We start from the raw sequence: 20986 nt of genomic DNA, 5'->3' as shown, positions 1-20986 counted from the left end.
CTATCCATCCTTGGTTGTTGAAGCAGTCGATTGTTTTTCCCCCCAGCGCGGCATCAATTGGTGATCGATGCCCAACTGATTGAGAATGCGCGCCACAATAAAATCGATCAAATCATCAATGGATTGAGGACGATGGTAGAAACCGGGCGCTGCAGGCAGGATGACCACGCCAAGCCGACTCAGGGCCAGCATATGCTCGAGATGAATCGGGGAAAACGGGCTCTCCCGCGGCACCATCACCAGCGTGCGTCGCTCCTTCACCGCCACGTCAGCCGCGCGCTCGATCAGGTTGTTGCTGGCACCGGTGGCCACGGCCGACAGCGTGCCCGTCGAGCACGGACAGATCACCATGGCAGAAGGCGCGCCCGACCCTGACGCCACAGGCGCCATCCAGTCTTCACGACCAAAACAGCGAACTTGCCCGTCAGCCGCGCCGCTGCGCTCGCTCAGCGCCGCGGCAAGCCTTTCTGGCTGCGCGGGCAGGGTAATCTCGGTTTCGGTGGCGATCACCATATGGGCGGCCTTGGAGATCATCACCCAGACTTCATGGTTGGCGGCCACCAGCACCTCAATCAGCCGAAGCCCGTACTGTGCCCCCGAGGCACCGGTCAGCGCGACGGTGACCGGTGGTTTGAAAGTCGCTGTCATCGGGTTTGCCATTACGCCTCCTTCCTGGCGGCTAATGCGCTTATCAAGCGCTCGTGAACGCCCTCAAAGCTGCCGTTCGACATCACCACAATACGATCCTGAGGTGATGCCTGGGTGACGACGGCGCTCACCAGCACGTCAATATCATCGTAAAGCGTCGAATGCGCCTGAGCGTCTACTAGCGCCTCCATCGACCAGGCCACACTGGGCGGCTGAAACCAGAAAATCGCATCGGCTTCCGCTACGCTTTCCATCAGGCGTTCACGCATTGCCCCCAATCGCATGGTATTGGAACGCGGCTCGATAACCGCCAGCAGGCGCCCCTTCGGGGTTGCCGCCCTGAGGCCCTGCAGCGTCGCCGCAATGGCGGTGGGGTGATGGGCAAAATCATCGATGACCTGAATACCACTGACCTCCCCGCGCACCTCCTGACGACGGCGTGGGGTTTCAAAGCGCGCCAGGGCTGCGCAGCCTCGCGCCAGGTCGACGCCACACTGCCAGGCAGCGGCCAATGCGGCCAAGGCATTGCGTGCATTGTGTTCGCCGGTCAAGGCCCACTCCACCACGCCATCTTCTTCAATCGTACTTTCAGGATCGCGGTAGATGACCTGGAAACGGCTTGCATCGGCGCGCTCGCTGCGCAACTGCCAAGCGCTATCCGGGTGGTCGCCCACATGGTCAACCGGCGTCCAAACGCCCTGCTGCAGCACCCGCTCAAGCGCTGGCTGCCCATCGGCAACCAAGAGACGCCCCTGGCTGGGCACGGTTCGCACCAGATGATGGAATTGACGCTCGATGGCGGCCAGGTCTGGAAAAATATCCGCGTGGTCGTATTCCAGGTTATGCAGTACCGCAATATCAGGGCGATAGTGAACAAACTTGGATCGCTTATCGAAAAACGCCGTGTCGTACTCATCGGCCTCCACCACGAAAGGCGCATCCAGTGCCCCCAGCCGGGCCGAGACGTTAAAGTTTCGTGGCACGCCACCAATCAGAAACCCCGGCGATAGACCTGCACTTTCCAGTAACCAGGCTAACAGGCTGGCGGTGGTGGTTTTACCATGTGTGCCCGCCACGGCGATTACCCGCCGCCCCGGCAACACGTGCTCTGCCAGCCACTGGGCGCCGGACGTATACGGGAGGCCGCTGTTCAGCAAGGCTTCGACTTCCTCATTGCCCCGGGAAAGCGCATTGCCTACCACCACCATGTCGGGGGCTGGCTGCAGGTGCGCGGCCCGGTAGCCTTCCATCAGGCTGATTCCCGCTTCTTCCAGTTGGGTGCTCATCGGCGGATAGACATTGGCGTCAGAACCACTCACCTGATGACCCAACTCCCTGGCGAGCAGCGCCAAACTGCCCATAAAAGTGCCGCAAATTCCGATAATGTGCAGATGCATCGCTACGCCTCTAAACAACCCCTAAACAGCCCGCAAGCCTAGCACGCCCAGCCTTTGGGCTCACCTGTCTTGAGCGGTGGCCGTACCACAAGGGAACCATCCTCCAGTGACAACGTCTCTCAGATATTGCACGATGCCCGGTCAGTCCATACGCCTACGCTTCCCGCTACTCTAATCGAGACGGCAAGCATGATTACGATGAGGGTTACTTTATGCGCATACTGGTACGCTATTTTTTCCGCGGTCTACGCGTATTGCTTGCACCTATCATGCTGATATCCGAGAAACTTTCGACACCCCAGTCAGTAAAGCGCTCGCCTGAGGAACAGGCCAGGGTAGACGAAGCATGTAACAGCCTGGCGTTGTATCAGTTCCGCACCTGCCCGTTTTGTATCAAGGTGCGCAAGGAAATGGCCCGCCTGGGGCTGACGATTGAAAAACGTGATGCCCAGTTGGACCCTGACCACAAAAAGGCACTGCAGGAAGGTGGCGGCCGCGTCAAAGTGCCGTGCTTGAAAATTGCCCACGATGATGGACGCGAAGAATGGCTGTATGAATCTGATGAGATCAATCGCTGGCTACATCAACGGTTTGGATAATTTGAAAGCCTGCCTGGGTGACGTTTCCAACTACTCCTTTCGTCTCAATTCCTCTCCGTAACGCTCGCCACCGCCTGCCTCATTCATATGCTGAATGAGGTCAGTCATTATTTCGATTGTAGAGAACCCTCGCCTCTCACTATGTTAGACGCATAGCTTTCGAGCTGACCGTGTCTGTTTTGTTGCCGTTATGCGCCCCCTGAAACATCAAGGGTGCGTGGCAGAGCAGCAAAGCGAACAAACAATAATCCTTCTTGGGAACAACGATTAGGAATAATGATGACGTTTAAAAAAACGCTACTAGCTTCCGTGATTGGCGCAACGCTTGCCAGCACAGCCCTCCTGTCCACTGCCGCACAGGCCGAAAACACGCTGCGTATGGCCTACGATGCCGACCCGGTATCGCTGGATATTCACGAACAGCTGTCGGGCGGGATCCTGCAGCTGTCGCACATGACCCACGACCCGCTCGTGCGCTGGAATGATGCGCTTGAATTCGAGCCGCGCCTGGCCTCTGACTGGGAACGCATCGACGACACCACCATGCGTATGTCGCTGCGCGAAGGCGTTGAATTTCACAGCGGAAACGCCTTCACTGCCGACGATGTCGTCTGGACTATCGAGCGTCTCCAGCGCAGTCCTGACTTTAAAGCGATTTTTGACCCCATCGAAAGCGTCACTGCCGTTGACGACTACACAGTAGAAATCACCACCAAGACACCCTACCCGCTGCTGCTGAACCTGGCGACTTACGTCTTCCCCATGGATAGCGCCTTCTATTCAGGAGAAGCCGAGGACGGTGACCCGAAAGACGAAATCGTCAAAAACGGCAACTCCTTTGCCTCACGTAACGTTTCAGGCACCGGCCCATATACCGTCGCCGATCGTCAGCAGGGTGTTCGTACCGAGTTCGAGCGCAACCCTAACTATTGGGACACCGAATCACCGGGCAATGTCGATAACATCATCCTCACGCCCATCAGTGAAAACGCGACCCGCGTGGCGGCACTGCTTTCCGGCGACGTTGATTTCATCGCCCCGGTACCGCCCAATGACCTGGAACGCGTTCGCGAAAGCGAAGACGCCCAGCTCGTAACGATGTCGGGCACGCGAATCATCTTCTTCCACATGAACCAGGAGCGTGTCGAGGCGTTCCAGGATCCACGCGTACGTCAAGCCTTTGCCTACGCCGTTAATCAGGAAGCAATTGCTGACCGGTTGATGAAAGGCTTTGCCACGCCTGCCGCGCAGTTTTCTCCGGAAGGTTACGCTGGTCATATCGAAAGCCTTGAGCTTCGCCACGATCTGGAGCGTGCCAAGGAACTGATGGCCGAAGCAGGCTATGAAGACGGCTTTGACATCACGATGATGGCGCCCAACAACCGCTACGTGAACGATGCCAAGATTGCCCAGGCCGTGGCAGCGATGCTGGCTCGCATCAACGTCAACGTGGATCTGAGCACGCTTCCCAAAGCACAATACTGGGGCGAGTACGATGACCGCGCCGCCGACATGATGCTGATTGGCTGGCACGCAGACACCGAAGACAGCGCCAATTTCCACGAATACTTGACGGCCTGCCCGGATCCGGACACCGGCGCCGGACAGTACAATGCAGGTAACTACTGCAATCCAGAGCTTGATGCACTGGTGGCCGAGGCCAACGTGGAAGTGGATCGCGCCAAGCGGGCGGCCATGCTTCAGGAAGTCGAGCAAACTCTTTACGACGAAGCTGCGATTATACCGCTGCACTGGCAGGACCTGGCCTGGGCGTCGGCCAATCACGTCAACATCGAGCCGGTGGTCAACGTGATGAACTTCCCCTACCTGGGTGACCTGGTCATGGACGCCGAATAAGGCGCCAGTGAATTAACCCAGCGTCATTCGAAAAGCTCGCCCCGAGGTTATCCGCTTCGGGGCGAGCCCTACCTGTTTTACTGACGGAAACGTTTTCATGATCGCCTTTTTGGTTAAGCGCCTCTTCCATGCGCTGCTGGTGATGTTTGTCATCAGCATCATTGCCTTCGCTATACAAGATAACCTGGGCGACCCGATTCAACAGATGGTCGGCCAGTCGGTACCGGAGAGCGAACGTGCCGAACTTCGTGAAGAGCTTGGGCTCAACGATCCTTTCCTGGTGCAGTACGCGCGCTTTGCAGTTAATGCAGCGCAGTTTGATTTCGGCTATTCATACGTTTTCAACCAGCCCACCACCGAAGTCATTGCGCGCCACCTACCGGCGACGCTGGAGCTCGTGGCCGCGGCTACCTTTTTAATCATCACCCTGTCGGTGCCGATTGGCGTTTATAGCGCCATCAAACCTCGCGCCTGGCTTTCCCGCTTTTTTATGGGCGTCTCGATTGTCGGCATCTCGATCCCGGTATTTCTTACCGCGATCATGCTGATTCAACTGTTTGCCATCGGCGTCAGTTGGACCCCTTTTCCCGTCGATACCGCCTGGGGCAGTTGGCTCAACGGCGTGATATCCACCGAGGGGGGCATGCCTGCTTACGGCCGAGGTGATCCGGTCCCCGTGTTTGGCACCTGGGAAACCAACTTTGCAAGCCTGGAGGGGCTGACCTACCTGGTACTCCCCGCCGTTTCACTGGCCTCCATCATGCTGCCGCTGTTTATTCGCCTGATCCGTGCCGAAATGCTCGAGGTGATGCAGTCGGACTACGTCAAGTTTGCGCGGGCCAAGGGCATTTCCATGCGTCGCATCTATTTTCTGCACGCCTTGAAAAATACCATGCTGCCGGTCATCACCGTCGGCGGCGTGCAGATTGGTACGCTGGTCGCCTACACCATCCTGACCGAAACCGTATTCCAGTGGCCCGGCATGGGGCTGATGTTCCTGGATGCCATCGAGCGTTCTGATATTCCGCTCATCGTGACCTATCTCATGATCGTGGGCCTGATATTCGTGATCACCAATACGATCGTCGACCTGATTTATGGCCTGGTTAACCCCACTATCAAACTCACCGGAAAGCCCGCATGAATGCATCTTCTTCCGCGCTTCCCAGCCGCTGGGAACGCTTCCGCGACTCGTATCTGTTTTACAGCTTCAAACGCGACATGGTCGCTCAGGTCAGTCTGGTGGTATTCATCGCGCTGGTCGCCGTCGCCGTACTCGCGCCGTGGCTTTCGCCCATGAACCCCTATGACCTGGCACAAATCGATATTCTCGCCTCGGAACTGCCGCCGTTCTGGGTCGAGGGTAGCGACGCCCAGTACCTGCTGGGCACCGACGCCCAGGGCCGGGATATGCTCTCGACGATTCTGTACGGCGCGCGCGTGTCGCTGATTATCGGTTTTGGCGCCGTGGCTCTTCAGGCGCTGATCGGCGTCTGTTTTGGCCTGCTCGCCGGCTATCTGGGTGGCCGTATCGATGCTTTCCTGATGCGTCTCGCCGATATCCAGCTGTCATTCTCGACCCTGATGGTCGCGATTATCGTCGGCGCGCTGGTCAAGGCGATTTTTGGCGGCGAGACGTTCAGCGCCTACGCCGTGCCGCTGCTGGTGCTGATTATCGGCCTTGCCGAGTGGCCCCAATATGCGCGTACCGTGCGCGCCTCGGTGCTCGCCGAGAAGAACAAGGAATACGTCGACGCCGCCCGCGTCATGGGGCTCAGAAGCAAACGCATCATGTTCCGCCATGTGCTGCCCAACACCCTGTCGCCGATCTTCGTCATTTCGACGGTACAGATTGCCAACGCCATCATTTCAGAAGCCGCCCTGTCGTTTCTCGGCCTGGGTATGCCCGAAACCCACCCGTCGCTTGGCTCGCTGATCAAATCCGGGTTCGACTATATCCAGTCGGGTTCGTGGTGGATCACGCTCATTCCCGGGGCGTTACTGGTGGTACTGGTCTTGTCCATCAACCTGCTGGGCGACTGGCTCCGTGACGTTATGAACCCGCGACTCTACAAAGGCTGAGGACACCATGGCACTACTGGAAGTGACAAATCTGGACGTGCGCTTCGGCCTGCGCCAGGGCGAAGTGCGCGCACTGCGCGACGTCAATTTTACCCTTGAACGTGGCGAGCGCTTAGGCATTGTCGGCGAATCTGGCGCCGGTAAATCCGTGGCCGCGTTTTCACTGCTCAACCTGATTGCCAAGCCCGGCTTTATCGCCGGGGGCAGCATCAACTTCGAGGGCAAGACGCTCAACACCATGTCCGAGCGTGGCCTGCGCAAGGTACGTGGCAACCGCATCTCGATGATTTTCCAGGACCCGATGATGACGCTGAACCCGGTGCTCTCCATCGGTGAACAGATGGTCGAGTGCCTGAAGGCTCACCGGCGTATTTCCGGCAAGGAGGCACGCGCGATTTGTCTGGATAAACTGCGCCAGGTACAGATCCCATCGCCGGAAACCCGCCTGGATCAGTACCCCCACGAGCTTTCCGGTGGCATGCGCCAGCGGGTGATCATTGCCATCGCACTACTGCTGGACCCGGATATCATCATTGCCGACGAGCCCACCACGGCGTTGGACGTGACCATTCAGGCCGAAATCATGGCGTTGCTTCTGGAACTCTGCGAGCAGCACAACGTCGGCTTGATTCTGATCACCCACGACCTGGGTGTGGTCAGCCAGGTGACTCAGCGCATGCTGGTCATGTACGCCGGCCGTGTGATCGAACAAGGGCCCACGCGGGAAATCATCAACGACCCGCAACACCCCTACACCCAAGGGCTGATTAACGCCCTGCCGCAGATGGCCACCCCCGGCGAAAAGCTCAATCAAATCCGCGGCAGCATGCCATCGCTTTCAAACCTGCCCAGCGGCTGCGCGTTTCACCCGCGCTGTAACTTTATCAATCGCGCAGACGGAAAGCCCCGCCCCGCCTGCACCGAGCAGGTTCCAGGCTTTGTCGAGTCCGGCAACTGCCGCGTGGCGTGCCACATGGTCGCTGAAATGATTGAAGACCGCCGCTTGAAGGAGGAAACCTCATGACCGCGCCCGCTGAGGCCAAGGCGGCCCACCCGACGCCGACCCAGAACGAGAAAAGTGACGACTCGCTGTTGCAGATTCGAGGCTTGAACAAGCGCTTTTCGTTGTCGGGCGATTTTCTTGAACAATTACGCTTCAAGGGTGGCAAGCTGGTTCGCCACCAGGAATATGTGCACGCCATCAACGGCGTCGATCTCGACATAAAACGCGGCGAAGCGCTTTGCGTAGTGGGCGAGTCCGGCTGCGGCAAATCCACCGTTGCACGCATGGTAATGGGGCTGATTACCCCTTCGGAAGGCGAGATTCGCTACGCAGGCGAGCGCATTGACAACCTGAGTTCGCGGCAACTGCTGCCCTACCGCAAGCGCATGCAGATGATTTTTCAGAACCCCTATGCGTCGCTCAACCCCCGCATGACCATCCAGCAAACGCTGGAGGAGCCGCTGCGTCTTCACCACCCCGACTGGGACCGTGAAAAAATTGAACAGAAGGTCGAAGACGTCATGCGGTCGGTGGGCATTGACCCGGACTGGGGCAAGCGCTTCGGCCACGAATTTTCCGGCGGCCAGCGCCAGCGTATTGCCATTGCCCGCGCCCTGGCCGTTGACCCCGAGTTTATCGTCGCCGATGAGCCCATTTCCGCGCTGGACGTCTCCATTCAGGCGCAGGTACTCAACCTGCTCATGGAAGCTCAGCAAGAGCGCAACCTGACCTATCTGTTTATCACCCACGACCTGGCAGTCGTCGAGCATTTCGGGACCCGTGTTGCCGTCATGTACCTGGGCACGGTATGTGAAATTGCTACCACCTCGACATTATTCGCCAAGCCTCGCCATCCTTATACTCAGGCGTTGCTGTCGGCGATTCCACGGCTTGAAGACGACCGTCCCCAGCACATCCGGCTCTCCGGCGAAGTACCTACACCGGTTAACCTGCCCACCGGCTGCGTGTTTCATGGCCGTTGCCCCCATGCCAATGCGCGCTGTAAACAGGAAATCCCTGTCCTGCAGACACAGGATGACGGCACGCGGGTTGCGTGCCACGCTGTTGAAGAAGGCCGCCTATGAGGCGGTCGTCGAACCTTAGATGGCGCTATGCATGGAGAGGTAAAGCATGGAAATTCGCTGGCTAGAAGACTTTATCGCCCTGGCCAGAACGCGACACTTCTCCCGAGCTGCTGATGAACAGAACGTCACCCAACCTACTTTTTCCCGGCGTATCAAGCTGCTGGAAGAGGAAATGGGTGTGACGCTGATCAACCGGCAAACACTGCCGCTTTCCTTGACCCCGGCGGGAGACGAGTTCTTGCTGCTGTGCGAGCAGGTAACTGACCGCGTTCGCCTGACGCGAGACCGCGTTCGGGAAATCAGCGCGGGGCAGAAACGACGTATCATGGTGGCTGCTCCACAGAGCCTGTTGGGGCAATTTCTACCCGAGTGGCTGGCCACAACCGGCTGGCAGGAGCGTGTTCAACCCTATCTGCGCGCCACCGGCTGGGTGGCCAGCGACTATTTCCAGGCGCTACAGCGCGGCGAATGCGACCTGGCGATTTGCTACTGGCCGATTGGGCGCTGCGACCTGGACATCGACACCAGTTCCTGCACCTACCGTGTGATCGGCCATGAACGCCTGATTCCGGTGACCGGTGTTGACGATCACTCGGCGCCAAGAGCGTTATTGCCAGGCAGCCGCCAGCAGCCACTTCCCTGGCTCGCCTACCCACAACGAGGCCTGCTAGGCTCAGCGGTGACCGCCCACCTGGCGCGATTACCCCAGAGCAGCTATTTAAATGCCCAGAGCGAAAACCTCTATGCGGCGGGTATCAAGGAACTGGTGCTGCTCGGCTACGGAATGAGTTGGCTGCCCGAACGCAACGTCGAGGCTGAGCTTCGCCAGGGCAGTCTGGTCCGCGCCGGCGACAGCCGCTGGGATGTCCCCATGGAGCTTCGCCTCTACCGCCATCAGGGCCAGCACCATGGAGAGCTGGACGCCTTCTGGAGTGAACTCCCACACTTTCGCACTTACTAGAGACCCTGCATGTCATCGCAACTACATCGGTTACAGCAAGAGCACCTGACACGCCTGCAGCGTGACTATACTGCCTTGCTTGACGAGCACCAGCTCGACAGCCTGGCCATATACAGCGGGCACACCAACGCCTACTTTGCCGACGATCAGGCACCCCCCTTCCAGACCTACGGTCATTTCATGCACTGGGTGCCACTGGCCGACGTGCAACATAGCTGGCTGGTGATACGCCCTCATCAGCGGCCACAACTTTACCTCTATGCCCCGGCGGACTTTTGGCACCTGCCGACCCGGCTTCCCGAAGAACCCTGGGTCGACGAATTCGATATCCACCTCTGCAGCGACCACGTCAGCCCCGCGCTGGATGGCCACGCCGCAATTATCGGCGATGTGGCACAGTTACCCAGCGCCAGCCTGAAGGCGCAACTGAACCCTGCCACCTTGTTGAACCGCCTGGACGAGCTTCGCATCGTCAAGTCTGACTACGAAATCGCCTGCCTACGTGAAGCCAACCGGCTCGCGATCGCCGGACACGAGGCCGCCCAGGCAGCCTTCCTGGGCGCGTCCGGCGAGCTGGATATTCAACTTGCCTACCTGGCAGCTAGCCGCCAGCGCGAGTCGGCGGTTCCCTACCAGAATATTATCGGCCTGAACGACCACGCGGGCGTCCTCCACTACCAACACTACGACACAAGCCCGCCCAGGCGACGCCATAGCCTGCTCGTCGATGCCGGAAGACGCTTTCGTGGTTACTGCGCGGATATCACCCGCACCCACGCCGGACCAGATGCCCCGGCGCTATTCGGCGAGCTGGTGGGCGCCGTGCACGACCTGAAAGACGAGCTGGTTCAAGGTGTTACAGCGGGTACGGATTTCATCGCGCTGCACGAGCAAATGCACCAGCGGCTGGGCGATATTCTCATTACCCATGACCTCTTCCGAGGCAGCCGCGAACAGGCTATCGATGAAGGCGTGACGCGCGCGTTCTGCCCGCATGGGTTGGGCCACTCGCTGGGATTACAGGTGCATGACGTGGCCGGTTTACGCCATCCAGACGGCACTGCAGCTCCGGCGCCCAACGGACATCCGGCGCTTCGTCTCACGCGTACGCTTTCCAGCGGCATGGTCGTGACCATCGAGCCCGGGCTTTATTTCATTCCCATGCTGTTAGCCCCTCTGCGAGAGACATCGCTGCCCATCAACTGGACGCTGGTGGATCACTGCATGCCCTGCGGTGGTATTCGTATTGAAGACAATATTGCCGTGACCGACCAGGGGCCGGATAACTTGACCCCTTAGCCAATATTCGTATACGCCCGATACAAAAACGCCCAGCTGAGCTGGGCGTTTGTTCTAGCTAGGCTAACGCAACGATGGGCGTTCGATATGGCCGATTAGAAGCGGTAGGTAACACCACCACCAACGGTCACCGGATCAATGTCAACAGCACCAACGTTGTTACCGTTGGATGTAATGTCGGCGTCCACATCAGCATAGCTGACATAGCCGTTAAGCATGATGTTGTTGGTCACGGCCAGATCAAGACCCGCCTGGCCAATGGCACCAAAGCTGTCGTCGACTTTGACACCGGGGCCAATGTCTTCGCTGTAGAAGTTGGTGTAGTTAAGACCCACACCTACGTAAGGCTGAATACGCGAATCGACACCGCCCATCGGGTAGTAGTTGAACAGCGCATTAACCGGCAGACGCTCGACGCTACCGGCATCACCGGCGGCCGTTTTCAGGTCATGTTCAAAGCCTTCACCGCTGTTAAGCTCGATGCCGAACTTGTCATGGAACAGATAACCAACGCCGTAGCTATAGCCGTTTTCACTTTCAACGTCGAAGTCTGCTCCCCCTGCATTGGTGTCGTCGGAAGCGATGTCCGTTTTAGCGACCCCACCGCGAACAAAAACATCACCCGCGGTGTACGCAAGCGCGGCTTGGCTTGCCATGGCAAAGCCAGCGGTAATCACAGCGGCTGTTACAATTTTGAATTGGCTCATCAGGGTCATCCTCTCAACTTTCGCTTGGAGTCCGTTATCAAGCGTCACATATCACTCACGTCTACAACGTCTACGTTCATACCATCGGCGACGCTTCGATAACTTGTACAGTAATGAGTATACGAACACTGTTTCTAAACGTCACGTAAAATTTTGTTATAATATTAAGCACAAAATATGCAGAGAAGAGAAAAGGCCGAATTACACGCAAAAAAAAGTCCCCCGAAGGGGACCCAGGTGGAGCACGCCAGCTCACTCGGTGTATCGCTGAAAGTCAGCAGCGATGTAGGTGAAGAAGGGAAAGAAGCAAACTACCTAAGCTGTTGTTTCTCTATTCAGTCACCCTTTGCCTTATACATAGCGAACTACGTGCCACTTTTTTAAAAACTATTACATAACAATTGCTTATGATAAATCTTATGGATTTTTAGTAAGTTGCCTCGCATTGCAGCAAACAAAATGCACCAGCATTGCGCACTTTAGGGTCTTTTTGCATCACAAAGCATCATGTGAGTTCGTTAGCGCTCAGCAATCCTCAACGTCGCTATGTTGCTGATTCGTCGACTGACTCACAAGTATCCCTTCCTGTTATGACGCATGGTGAACCGGCTGCAGACCGTAGACAGGCGTTGCCAGCCCCTCCATGCGGGCTTTCAACTGCAGCGCCAAATAGTGTGAGTAGTGCCGCGACTGGTGCAGGTTGCCGCCATGGAACCACAGCGCCTCCTGCTGGGTGGGTTTCCACATGTTGCGCAGCTCACCCTCCCAGGGGCCAGGGTCTTTGGTGGTGTCGGAGCCCAAGCCCCAGCACTTGCCGACTTTATCCGCCACCTCCTGGGAGATAAGTCTGGCTGCCCAGCCGTTCATGGAGCCATAGCCGGTGGCATAAACGATCAAATCTGCTGCTAGCTCACTGCCATCGGTAAGCGTGATGGAGTGCGGGTTGATGCGCTCTATCCCTACGCCGCTGCGCAGTTTGATATCACCACTGGCGACCAGATCACAGGCGCCCACATCGATGTAGTAACCCGAGCCCCGGCGCAGGTACTTCAAGAACAGACCCGAGTCGTCGTCACCAAAATCGAGCATAAAGCCCGCATCTTCGAGTTTCTGATAGAACTCGGCGTCGCGCTGTTTGATCGCCTCAAACGCCGGGCGCTGAAAGTCCGGCAGCACCTTGTAGGGAATCGAAGCAAAAATCAGATCAGCCTTGTCATGGGTTAAGCCACTCGCCACCGCCTCTTCGGAGTAGAGCGGCCCCAGCACTTCCTCCATCAGCGAATCCGACTTCACAATATGGGTGGATGAGCGTTGCAGCATGGTGACATCGGCGTCGTGCTCCCAAAGTGCCGCGGCAATATCGTGGGCGGAGTTATTCGACCCCACAATGACGCACTTTTTACCAGTGTAAGCGTCTGGCCCCGGATGCTGGCTGGAGTGCTGCTGCTCGCCTTCAAAGCTTTCTGCACCGGTAAATGTCGGCACATTGGGCATCCCCGACATCCCGGTGGCCATGACGAGCTGCTTGGGTCGCAAAGTGATCGCTTCGCCGTTGCGCTTCACGTTTACCACCCACTCGCCTGCGGTTTCGTCGAAGTGTGCATTCTGACACTCGGTGGAACTCCAATAATTGAGCTCCATCACCTTTGTGTACATCTCCAGCCAATCACCCACCTTGTCTTTGGGCGCAAACACCGGCCAGTTTTCAGGGAAAGGAATATAGGGAAGGTGGTCGTACCAGACGGGATCATGCAGGCAGAGCGACTTATAGCGATTTCGCCAGGAGTCCCCGGCACGTTCGTTGCGCTCGATAATAATGGTCGGCACGCCCATCTGCTTCAGTCGCGCGCCCAAGCCGATACCGCCCTGGCCGCCGCCAATAATCACGCAATAAGGCTGCTGCGTGTAGCCAAGTTCCGCTTCTTCGCGCCGTCGTGCTTCCAGCCAGGTTTCACGCTGCTTATTGGCGCCGTGCTCAGCGCCTTTGGGGCGGTTGTGATTACGGGGTTCAGGGAAGTCGTGCAGGGACTGCATCGTGGTGAGCAGTGTCCAGCACTTCCCCTCTTTCAGGCGCAGGTAGCCTTTGCCGCTGGCGACCGCGGTCTCAAAGGTGAACCACGCCTCGGCGATATCGCCATTTTGGGTTGCTTCGCCTTCAAGCTGCCAGTTGGACGGACGCGCATTATCCAACGTTGCGTTCAGCATGGCCTGAATCTCGTCTTTACCTTCACAGGTTTTTAAATTCCAGGTAAAGGTAAGGAAATCGCGCCAATAGCACTCATCGCCAAATAGAGAGACTACCTGCTGAATATTCTTGGCTTGCAGAGCGGCGTCAACGTTGGTCAGCCATGCTTGTACAATGGCCGTGGCGGTTGGCTGTGTCATATCGGTACTCCAGGTCAGGTTTGTTATTGTTGAATCAGCCATGATTCAACAATTCCTAAGCACCCGCCGTGCCAAGTGCCTTAAAGACCACCTAAGACACTGATAAATCGGGAAATAAAAGGCAGTCATAAAACACCGCAGAGGTGTACACCTGTCACACCCTTTACACCCGGACGTTACAGGTGTAACTAGCGACTAACGGTGTAATTCAGCCGCGTTGACACCTTACCCAAAGCGCATAGTCTGGAAGGACAACAACAAAGCGCGACGTGAGGAATACCATGCCGACCAACTCGCCCCTGCCTGCGCAGCTACGATCCGTTCAGCGCCAGCATATTGAGCATGTGTTTCAGCTCGGCGAAGGCCTGGATTCGCCCCATACACCCGCCCAGGAAATGATTCGCCATTCTTGGCTGCGCTGCTTGAACGAATACCAGTTGGACCCGACTCAACCACGGCCCGCGCGCGTCGTGCCACAACAGACATTGCTGGAACACCGTGAATCGGTGGATGAATTGCTGCACGTGGCCCGGGCGGGCGTTGAACAGCTTTATGGACAAATTTCCCAGCTTGGCTATGTCCTGCTGCTAACCGACCAACGCGGTATCACGGTCGAGTTTCGCGGCGACCCACGCCAGGATCAGCAATTGCGCAAGGCCGGGCTCTACTTGGGCGCTGACTGGGACGAGCGCTTTGCAGGCACCTGCGCTGTAGGCACCTGCCTGCACGACCGCCAGGCGATCATCTGTCACCGCCAGGAACACTTCGACGCCTCGCATATTTCGCTCACCTGCACCGCCGCACCCATCGCCGACCCCCAGGGCAATGTAATGGCCGTGCTGGATATATCCGCACTGCAATCGCCTACTCAGCGTGAAAGCCAGAATTTCAGCCTTTCGCTGGTGACGCTCTACGCACGGATGATTGAAGACGCTTACTTTTTACAGCGCTATCGAGACTGTCTGATGGTGCGTCTGGATACGTCGCGGGAATTTGTGCACGTTAACGGACGCGGGCTCATCGCCATTGAAGAGAACGGGCAAGTGATTGCCGCCAATGCGATAGGCCGTGAGTTGATCGCCGAACACCAGCGTCGCTGGCCACCCTGGTCGACAAACCCTACGCCCATGCTAGGCGAATTATTCGAGTGCGAAATTACCGATGTCTTGAGCATCAACAGCGCCACCGACGACCAGATTCGCGCCTTCCGAGCCCGCGCCAGCAACACCATATACTTTATTAGCCTGCTGGAACCCAAGCGCCCCCGCTCGAGCCAGCCGACAAAACCGGCCAGTGCCTCGCTGCCAGAATCGCTGGCACGCTTAGGCGCGGATGACCCTGCCATGCGCAAGGTACAGAAGCTCGCTGAACGTTTGCGTAATGAAACCAGTGTCAATGTACTGATTAGCGGAGAAACCGGTACCGGCAAAGAGGTCATCGCCCGCGCCCTCCACGAAAGCGGTAACCGCGCCAACTATCCGTTTATTGCGGTGAACTGCGCCGCAATCCCGGAAGCGCTCATCGAAAGCGAGCTGTTTGGTTACGAACCCGGCGCCTTTACCGGCGGGCGCGCCAAGGGAATGCGCGGGCTGATTCCCCAGGCCCACGGCGGCACGCTGTTTCTGGATGAAATCGGCGATATGCCGCTAGCCCTACAAACCCGGCTGCTGCGCGTACTGGCAGAACGGGAGGTCATGCCGCTGGGTGCCAATACGCCTGTGAAGGTGGATATTCGGGTCATTACCGCCACCCACCGCAATATCGAGTCAATGATTCAGCAGGGCGAGTTCCGCGAAGACCTCTACTACCGCCTAAACGGGGCTCAACTGCGCCTGCCCGCGCTGCGTGAACGTGCCGATAAGCTCTACGTGATTCGCCAGGTGTTTAACGACGTGGTCAGCGAACGCGGCGGCAACGCCTCACCCAGGCTAAGGGCCGATGCCATCAGCGCCCTGCTCGCCTACGCCTGGCCGGGCAATATCCGCCAGCTAAAAAATGCACTGGCGTTTGCCCTGGCCACCTCGGAAAGCGACGAAATCACCGTTCATGATCTGCCCGATCAGTGCCTTAGCCAACGCATCACACGGCAGGCATCTCCCCCGGCTTCGGAAATGAATCACGACACCGATCCCACGTTGCTGACAACTCTCAAGGAGCAGCACTGGAACATAAGCGCCGTGGCTCGCGCGCTAGGGGTTTCTCGGCCCACGATCTACCGGCAAATGCAGCGCCAAGGCATCGTGCCGCCGAATTGGCAAGGGTAAACAAAGACACGCCAGAGAAGGCTGTTGGCCTTGGGATAGCCCTCACGTACACTTGTTTGAATCCTTTAACACGCATTCGACAAGCCGAGGCTCCTTCCATGGCGTTTGATTCCACCTCTTCCTATATTGCCACTGATGCGCTCAAGCAGGCAGTCAATGCTGCCGTGGTGCTAGAGCGTCCGCTGTTGATCAAGGGCGAACCGGGCACCGGCAAAACCCTGCTGGCCGAAGAACTGGCCGAGTCGCTCGGTACCCAGTTGATCACATGGCACATCAAATCCAGCACCAAGGCAGCCCAGGGGCTTTATGAGTACGATGCCGTCAGCCGCCTGCGCGATTCACAGCTGGGTGTGGAAGGGGTCGAGAACGTCGCCAACTACATCAAGCCCGGCAAGCTTTGGGAAGCGTTCAGCACTGGCGAGCGGGTGGTGTTGCTGATCGACGAGATCGACAAGGCCGATATCGAATTCCCCAACGACCTGCTCCAGGAGCTGGATCGGATGGAGTTTCACGTTTACGAGACCGGCGAAACCATCCGCGCCGAGTATCGCCCGATCATCGTTATCACCTCCAACAACGAAAAAGAGCTGCCGGATGCGTTCCTGCGCCGCTGCTTTTTTCACTATATCGAATTCCCCGACCGCGAGACCATGCAGGCAATTGTCGATGTGCACTTTCCTGACATCGCTCCCCGGCTGGTCAGCGAAGCCCTGGAAGTCTTTTTCGACCTGCGTGATGCTCCGGGACTGAAGAAAAAGCCCTCAACCTCGGAACTGGTGGACTGGCTGAAACTGCTGATGGCTGATGAGCTGGCTCAGGAAGCGCTTTATAACCGCGACCCGGCAAAAGCGCTGCCGCCCATGGCCGGTGCCCTGGTCAAGAACGAGCAGGATACTCAGTTGCTTGAACGCCTGGCGTTCATGATCCGTCGCCAGAAAGGCAGAGGCCGCTAAGCCATGTTTATCGGCTTGTTTGAAACATTAAAACGCTCAGGCGTGCCCGTCTCGCTGCGCGAGCTGCTCGACCTTCACGCCGTGGTAGAGCGCGGCGTGGTATTTGCCGATATGGAAGCGTTTTATCAGGTGGCACGTACGGTGATGGTCAAGGACGAGCGCTACTTCGACCGCTTTGACCGTGCCTTTGCCGCCTGGTTTAAAGGCCTTGAGGACATGGACGCCGCCATTGAAACGCTAATCCCCGACGATTGGCTGCGCCGTGAGTTCGAGAAGCAACTGACGGACGAAGAGAAAGCCAAGATCGAATCCCTGGGCGGCCTCGAAGAGCTGATTGAGACATTTAAAAAACGTCTGGAAGAGCAGAAAGAACGCCACGCGGGCGGCAACAAATGGATTGGCACCGGCGGCACCAGCCCATTTGGCGCCTACGGCTATAACCCGGAAGGCATTCGCATCGGTCAGGATGGCTCGCGACATCGTCGCGCCACCAAGGTATGGGACGAGCGGCGCTTTCGCGACTACGACGACTCGCTGGAGCTGGGCACGCGCAATATCAAAATGGCGCTGCGTCGATTGCGCAAGTTTGCCCGCCAGGGCGCGCTTGAAGAATTCGACGTGGATAGCACCATTCGCGAAACCGCCAAGGACGCCGGGCTACTCAACGTCCAGATGCGCCCAAAACGTCATAACGCGGTAAAGGTGCTGCTGTTTCTGGATGTGGGCGGCTCGATGGATGATCATATTCGCGTCTGCGAAGAACTCTTCTCTGCCGCCCGTTCAGAGTTCAAGCACCTGGAGCACTACTACTTTCATAACTGCCTTTACGAAGGGGTTTGGCGAAACAACATGCGTCGGGGTAACGAGCGGATCCCGACCATGGATGTTTTGCACACCTACGGCGCGGATTACCAGGTCGTGATTGTCGGTGACGCGGCCATGTCGCCCTATGAGGTCACCCACCCCGGCGGTAGCGTAGAGCACTTTAACGACGAAGCGGGCGGCGTGTGGCTGAAGCGTTTATGCGAAACGTTTCCCCGCCTGGCGTGGCTTAACCCGATGCCACCCCGGGCATGGGAGTACACCTACTCTACCCAACTAATCCGCGAAACCATTGATGACCGCATGTACCCCATGACCATGGAAGGGCTGGAAACCGCCATGCGCGAGCTGGCGAAAAAGTAGCCGTCTGGTCACTGCGTGATTGGCCTTTAAAAGGCTTCGGGGAAATGGGCCAGGCCATCGACAAATAACTGTTTAGCCTGCTCAAACGCTGCCGGGTCATGCTTGAAGCGGCGTAAAATAAGCGCCTCGTCGAGGGTGACCGTCGCGGTGAGCTGCTCGATGGTATTGGCCGGGTGACGAGCGCCTAACCCGATCCGCTGACCCTCGGCACCGTCCAGCCAGCGCTTAATGCCGCACTGCTGATAAAACGCTTCCTGTGCAGCGTCGCTAGCATCAACACGCAGCGGCGCTTTTAGCGCCAGCTCATTTACCAGCCACGCCTTTGCCTGGGGAGCCGCCAGATCGCAGGCGTGGGTAAGCGCCATCCCTTCGCCCTCTTCGTCCAATACGAGCAGCGCGAGAGCCTGGGGCTTGCCTTCGCCGTCGACCGCCGCCACCAAGCGCGCGGCTTCTTCGGCCAGAAGCACATTGCGTGTACCGGTAAATATCACGAGCGGCGTCAGCCCGGCGGATTGGCCATAAACCTCTGCACACAGCCGTGCCAGGCAGGCATCCTGCTGTGCTGCCTGGTCTATTTGGATTACTTTCATGAGGTCCCCCGCTCGCCAAAAGCGGCAAGCCTAGTGTAAACACGGCTATTTTAACAGCGCCACGCAACATGAACCTAGCAAGTGTTAACGTGTCGGATTGTTTACCAGGCACCATAGAAGGATGATTATGACGAAATTTATGAACGACCCCACCATGCCAACGCCGAGCTTCCCCGGTAGTCATATGGTGATGGATGATTGCTATGTGTTTATTTCAGGGCTAACGGTTTCTGACCTATCGAACGGCCATGCGGCCAAGGGCGACGTCAAGGAAGAAACCCGGTTAGTGATGCGCGCCATTTCACGCATGCTGGAAATGGAAGGCGGCAGCCTGGCAGACGCGCTACGCGTGGACGTTCACCTGACTGACCTGATGACTATCAACGATATGGACAGCGTCTATGCCGAGTTCTTCGAGCCGGGCCGCTACCCTGCGAGAACCTGTACCGAATCGCCCAATATCTGTGGAGGCTGCCACGTCGAGATTACCGTAATGGCGACGCGCCAGCTCCCAAAAGAGCAATGAGCGCCTCGATATCCAGGTGCGCCTCTAACGTATCGGCCAAACGGTCCAATTCTCGCTCGCGATGGGCGCGATAATCCAGACGCTGGGCTGCTGACAAGCCCAGGCGCGCTAATAGCGCCTGGCAAGCCTCAGAATGATCAAACAGGCCGTGCAGGTAAGTCCCCATCACCTGCCCATCGTCACTGACGGCGCCATCAAGGTGGGTGCCTAGATCAAAAAGCGGCTGCGCCAGCGCAGCGCCCTCGCTAACGCCATTGTGGATCTCGTAGCCCGTGACGCTCGCCCCTTCAGCCACTGTTACACCACCCACATTGCGTAGCTGTTTGCCCGCCACCATGCGCGTGGTGAGCGATAGTAGCCCCAATCCCATGACACGCTCGGCCTTGCCTTCCAGGCCGTCAGGGTCCTCCACCCATTCGCCGAGCATTTGAAAACCACCGCAAATACCCAGCACCTTGCCACCGTAGCGCAGGTGGCGCTGAATTGCCCTATCCCACCCCTGGCGCTTTAACCATGCCAGATCACTCGCCGTACTTTTACTGCCCGGCAGGATAATCACATCGGCCGCAGGAATCGGCTCGTCTGCGCCGACAAAGGTGAGGTTGACCTGAGGATGCAAACGCAATGGATCAAAATCGGTGTGATTGCTGATGCGGGGCAACGCAGGCACCACCACGTTGAGCGATTCTCCCTGGGTGGGCGCGTGGGTCAGGCCGATGCTGTCTTCGGCATCCAGCAGCAACCCTTGAAGGTAGGGCAAGGTGCCCAATACCGGCTTGCCGGTGTATGCCGTCAGCCAGTCAATGCCTGGGGTTAACAAGCTCATGTCGCCACGAAAGCGGTTGATCACAAACCCTTTCATACGCGCCTGCTCGCTTTCGCTCAGCAGGGCAAGCGTCCCCACCAACTGAGCAAACACCCCGCCTCGCTCAATATCGCCCACCAGTATCACCGGGCAGTCAGCCGCTTCGGCAAAGCCCATATTGGCGATGTCACCCTGGCGCAGGTTGATCTCAGCGGGGCTGCCCGCGCCTTCGGCGATAATCACATCAAAGCGGCTTTCCAGCGCCTGCCACGCGGCCATCACGCTCTCCTTGGCGGTGCGCTTGAAGGCATGGTAATCCATGGCATCCATATGCCCATGCACCTTGCCGCGCAAAATCACCTGGGCGCCACGGTCGGTTTCCGGCTTGAGCAACACCGGGTTCATATCACTGTGTGGCTTAACGCCAGCGGCCTGTGCCTGGAGCGCGGTGGAACGGCCAATTTCGCCACCATCTTCGGTAACGGCGCTATTGAGCGCCATGTTCTGGGGCTTGAATGGCGCCACCGAGATACCGCGGCGCTTCAGCGCACGGCACAGCCCGGCCACCACGGTACTCTTCCCGGCATCCGAGGTGGTGCCCTGGATCATCAATGTGGCCATAGCAGATGTCTCGCCCAGT

The 20986-nt window shown here is 57.9% G+C and carries 18 protein-coding genes; 12 read left to right on the top strand and 6 right to left on the bottom strand.

Going from position 1 to position 20986, the window contains the following annotated elements; genetic code table 11:
• Both QC816_RS15470 and mpl read right to left on the bottom strand, forming a co-directional pair.
• Entirely contained in the window at window positions 1-660 is a 660-nt protein-coding gene (locus QC816_RS15470) for a flavin prenyltransferase UbiX (protein ID WP_085919264.1), read from the bottom strand.
• Window positions 660-2045, bottom strand: coding sequence for a UDP-N-acetylmuramate:L-alanyl-gamma-D-glutamyl-meso-diaminopimelate ligase (gene mpl / locus QC816_RS15465; RefSeq protein WP_264826210.1), 1386 nt, complete (start codon window positions 2043-2045; stop codon window positions 660-662). Before mpl ends, QC816_RS15470 begins: the two co-directional genes overlap by 1 nt.
• A 212-nt stretch (window positions 2046-2257) precedes the next feature.
• Between mpl and QC816_RS15460 the strand changes: the two genes are divergently transcribed.
• From QC816_RS15460 to pepQ, 8 genes are all read left to right on the top strand, one after another.
• A complete protein-coding gene (locus QC816_RS15460; protein WP_309783237.1) occupies window positions 2258-2644 on the top strand; it encodes a glutaredoxin family protein in 387 nt (128 codons plus the stop codon).
• Between the two features lie 279 nt (window positions 2645-2923).
• Window positions 2924-4501 carry an ABC transporter substrate-binding protein gene (locus QC816_RS15455; RefSeq protein WP_085919261.1) on the top strand — a complete coding sequence of 526 codons (1578 nt, stop codon included), beginning with the start codon at window positions 2924-2926 and terminating at the stop codon, window positions 4499-4501.
• Window positions 4502-4598: 97 nt separating this feature from the next.
• Complete coding sequence (locus tag QC816_RS15450) at window positions 4599-5645, top strand: ABC transporter permease (protein WP_085919260.1); 1047 nt, start codon at window positions 4599-4601, stop codon at window positions 5643-5645.
• Window positions 5642-6583: an ABC transporter permease gene (locus QC816_RS15445; RefSeq protein ID WP_085919259.1), complete on the top strand. Its 942-nt coding sequence runs from the start codon at window positions 5642-5644 to the stop codon at window positions 6581-6583. Before QC816_RS15450 ends, QC816_RS15445 begins: the two co-directional genes overlap by 4 nt.
• Before the next feature lie 7 nt (window positions 6584-6590).
• On the top strand, window positions 6591-7607 hold the full coding sequence (locus tag QC816_RS15440; RefSeq protein ID WP_085919258.1) for an ABC transporter ATP-binding protein: 1017 nt from the start codon (window positions 6591-6593) through the stop codon (window positions 7605-7607).
• Window positions 7604-8671 (top strand): ABC transporter ATP-binding protein, encoded by a 1068-nt coding sequence (locus tag QC816_RS15435; RefSeq protein WP_199285209.1) that lies wholly within the window; start codon window positions 7604-7606, stop codon window positions 8669-8671. Before QC816_RS15440 ends, QC816_RS15435 begins: the two co-directional genes overlap by 4 nt.
• Before the next feature lie 46 nt (window positions 8672-8717).
• Entirely contained in the window at window positions 8718-9632 is a 915-nt protein-coding gene (locus QC816_RS15430) for a LysR family transcriptional regulator (RefSeq protein ID WP_085919256.1), read from the top strand.
• 9 nt (window positions 9633-9641) lie between these two features.
• Window positions 9642-10931 carry a Xaa-Pro dipeptidase gene (gene pepQ / locus QC816_RS15425; RefSeq protein ID WP_085919255.1) on the top strand — a complete coding sequence of 430 codons (1290 nt, stop codon included), beginning with the start codon at window positions 9642-9644 and terminating at the stop codon, window positions 10929-10931.
• 95 nt (window positions 10932-11026) lie between these two features.
• Here pepQ and QC816_RS15420 read toward each other — a convergent pair whose 3' ends face one another.
• Together QC816_RS15420 and QC816_RS15415 are read right to left on the bottom strand one after the other, a co-directional pair.
• Complete coding sequence (locus QC816_RS15420; protein WP_309783232.1) at window positions 11027-11638, bottom strand: OmpW/AlkL family protein; 612 nt, start codon at window positions 11636-11638, stop codon at window positions 11027-11029.
• A gap of 588 nt (window positions 11639-12226) precedes the next feature.
• Window positions 12227-14023 (bottom strand): NAD(P)/FAD-dependent oxidoreductase, encoded by a 1797-nt coding sequence (locus tag QC816_RS15415; protein ID WP_309783230.1) that lies wholly within the window; start codon window positions 14021-14023, stop codon window positions 12227-12229.
• 281 nt (window positions 14024-14304) lie between these two features.
• Here QC816_RS15415 and QC816_RS15410 point away from each other — a divergent pair, with 281 nt between their 5' ends.
• The 3 genes from QC816_RS15410 to QC816_RS15400 all read left to right on the top strand — a co-directional run bounded on the left by QC816_RS15410 (window position 14305) and on the right by QC816_RS15400 (window position 18425).
• Window positions 14305-16287, top strand: a complete 1983-nt coding sequence (locus tag QC816_RS15410; protein WP_309783227.1) for a sigma-54-dependent Fis family transcriptional regulator — start codon at window positions 14305-14307, stop codon at window positions 16285-16287.
• Between the two features lie 98 nt (window positions 16288-16385).
• A complete protein-coding gene (locus tag QC816_RS15405; RefSeq protein ID WP_199285203.1) occupies window positions 16386-17240 on the top strand; it encodes an AAA family ATPase in 855 nt (284 codons plus the stop codon).
• A 3-nt stretch (window positions 17241-17243) separates the two neighbouring features.
• Window positions 17244-18425: a vWA domain-containing protein gene (locus QC816_RS15400; RefSeq protein ID WP_309783225.1), complete on the top strand. Its 1182-nt coding sequence runs from the start codon at window positions 17244-17246 to the stop codon at window positions 18423-18425.
• 26 nt (window positions 18426-18451) lie between these two features.
• Here the strand turns inward: QC816_RS15400 and QC816_RS15395 are convergent, their stop codons facing one another.
• Complete coding sequence (locus QC816_RS15395) at window positions 18452-19015, bottom strand: hypothetical protein (RefSeq protein ID WP_309783223.1); 564 nt, start codon at window positions 19013-19015, stop codon at window positions 18452-18454.
• 127 nt (window positions 19016-19142) lie between these two features.
• Here QC816_RS15395 and QC816_RS15390 point away from each other — a divergent pair, with 127 nt between their 5' ends.
• Complete coding sequence (locus tag QC816_RS15390) at window positions 19143-19541, top strand: RidA family protein (RefSeq protein WP_309783220.1); 399 nt, start codon at window positions 19143-19145, stop codon at window positions 19539-19541.
• On the opposite strand, the gene QC816_RS15385 is transcribed toward QC816_RS15390, so the two are convergent.
• The gene (locus QC816_RS15385) at window positions 19501-20967 is read right to left on the bottom strand and encodes a cobyric acid synthase (protein ID WP_309783217.1); all 1467 of its coding nucleotides are present in this window, start codon (window positions 20965-20967) and stop codon (window positions 19501-19503) included. The two genes, QC816_RS15390 and QC816_RS15385, sit on opposite strands and share 41 nt — an antisense overlap.
• Between the last annotated feature and the right edge of the window lie 19 nt (window positions 20968-20986).

This window comes from Vreelandella janggokensis (genome assembly GCF_031451615.1).
In the GTDB taxonomy this organism is placed as follows: Bacteria; Pseudomonadota; Gammaproteobacteria; order Pseudomonadales; family Halomonadaceae; genus Vreelandella; species Vreelandella janggokensis.
This window is presented reverse-complemented; position numbering and strand designations above follow the sequence as displayed.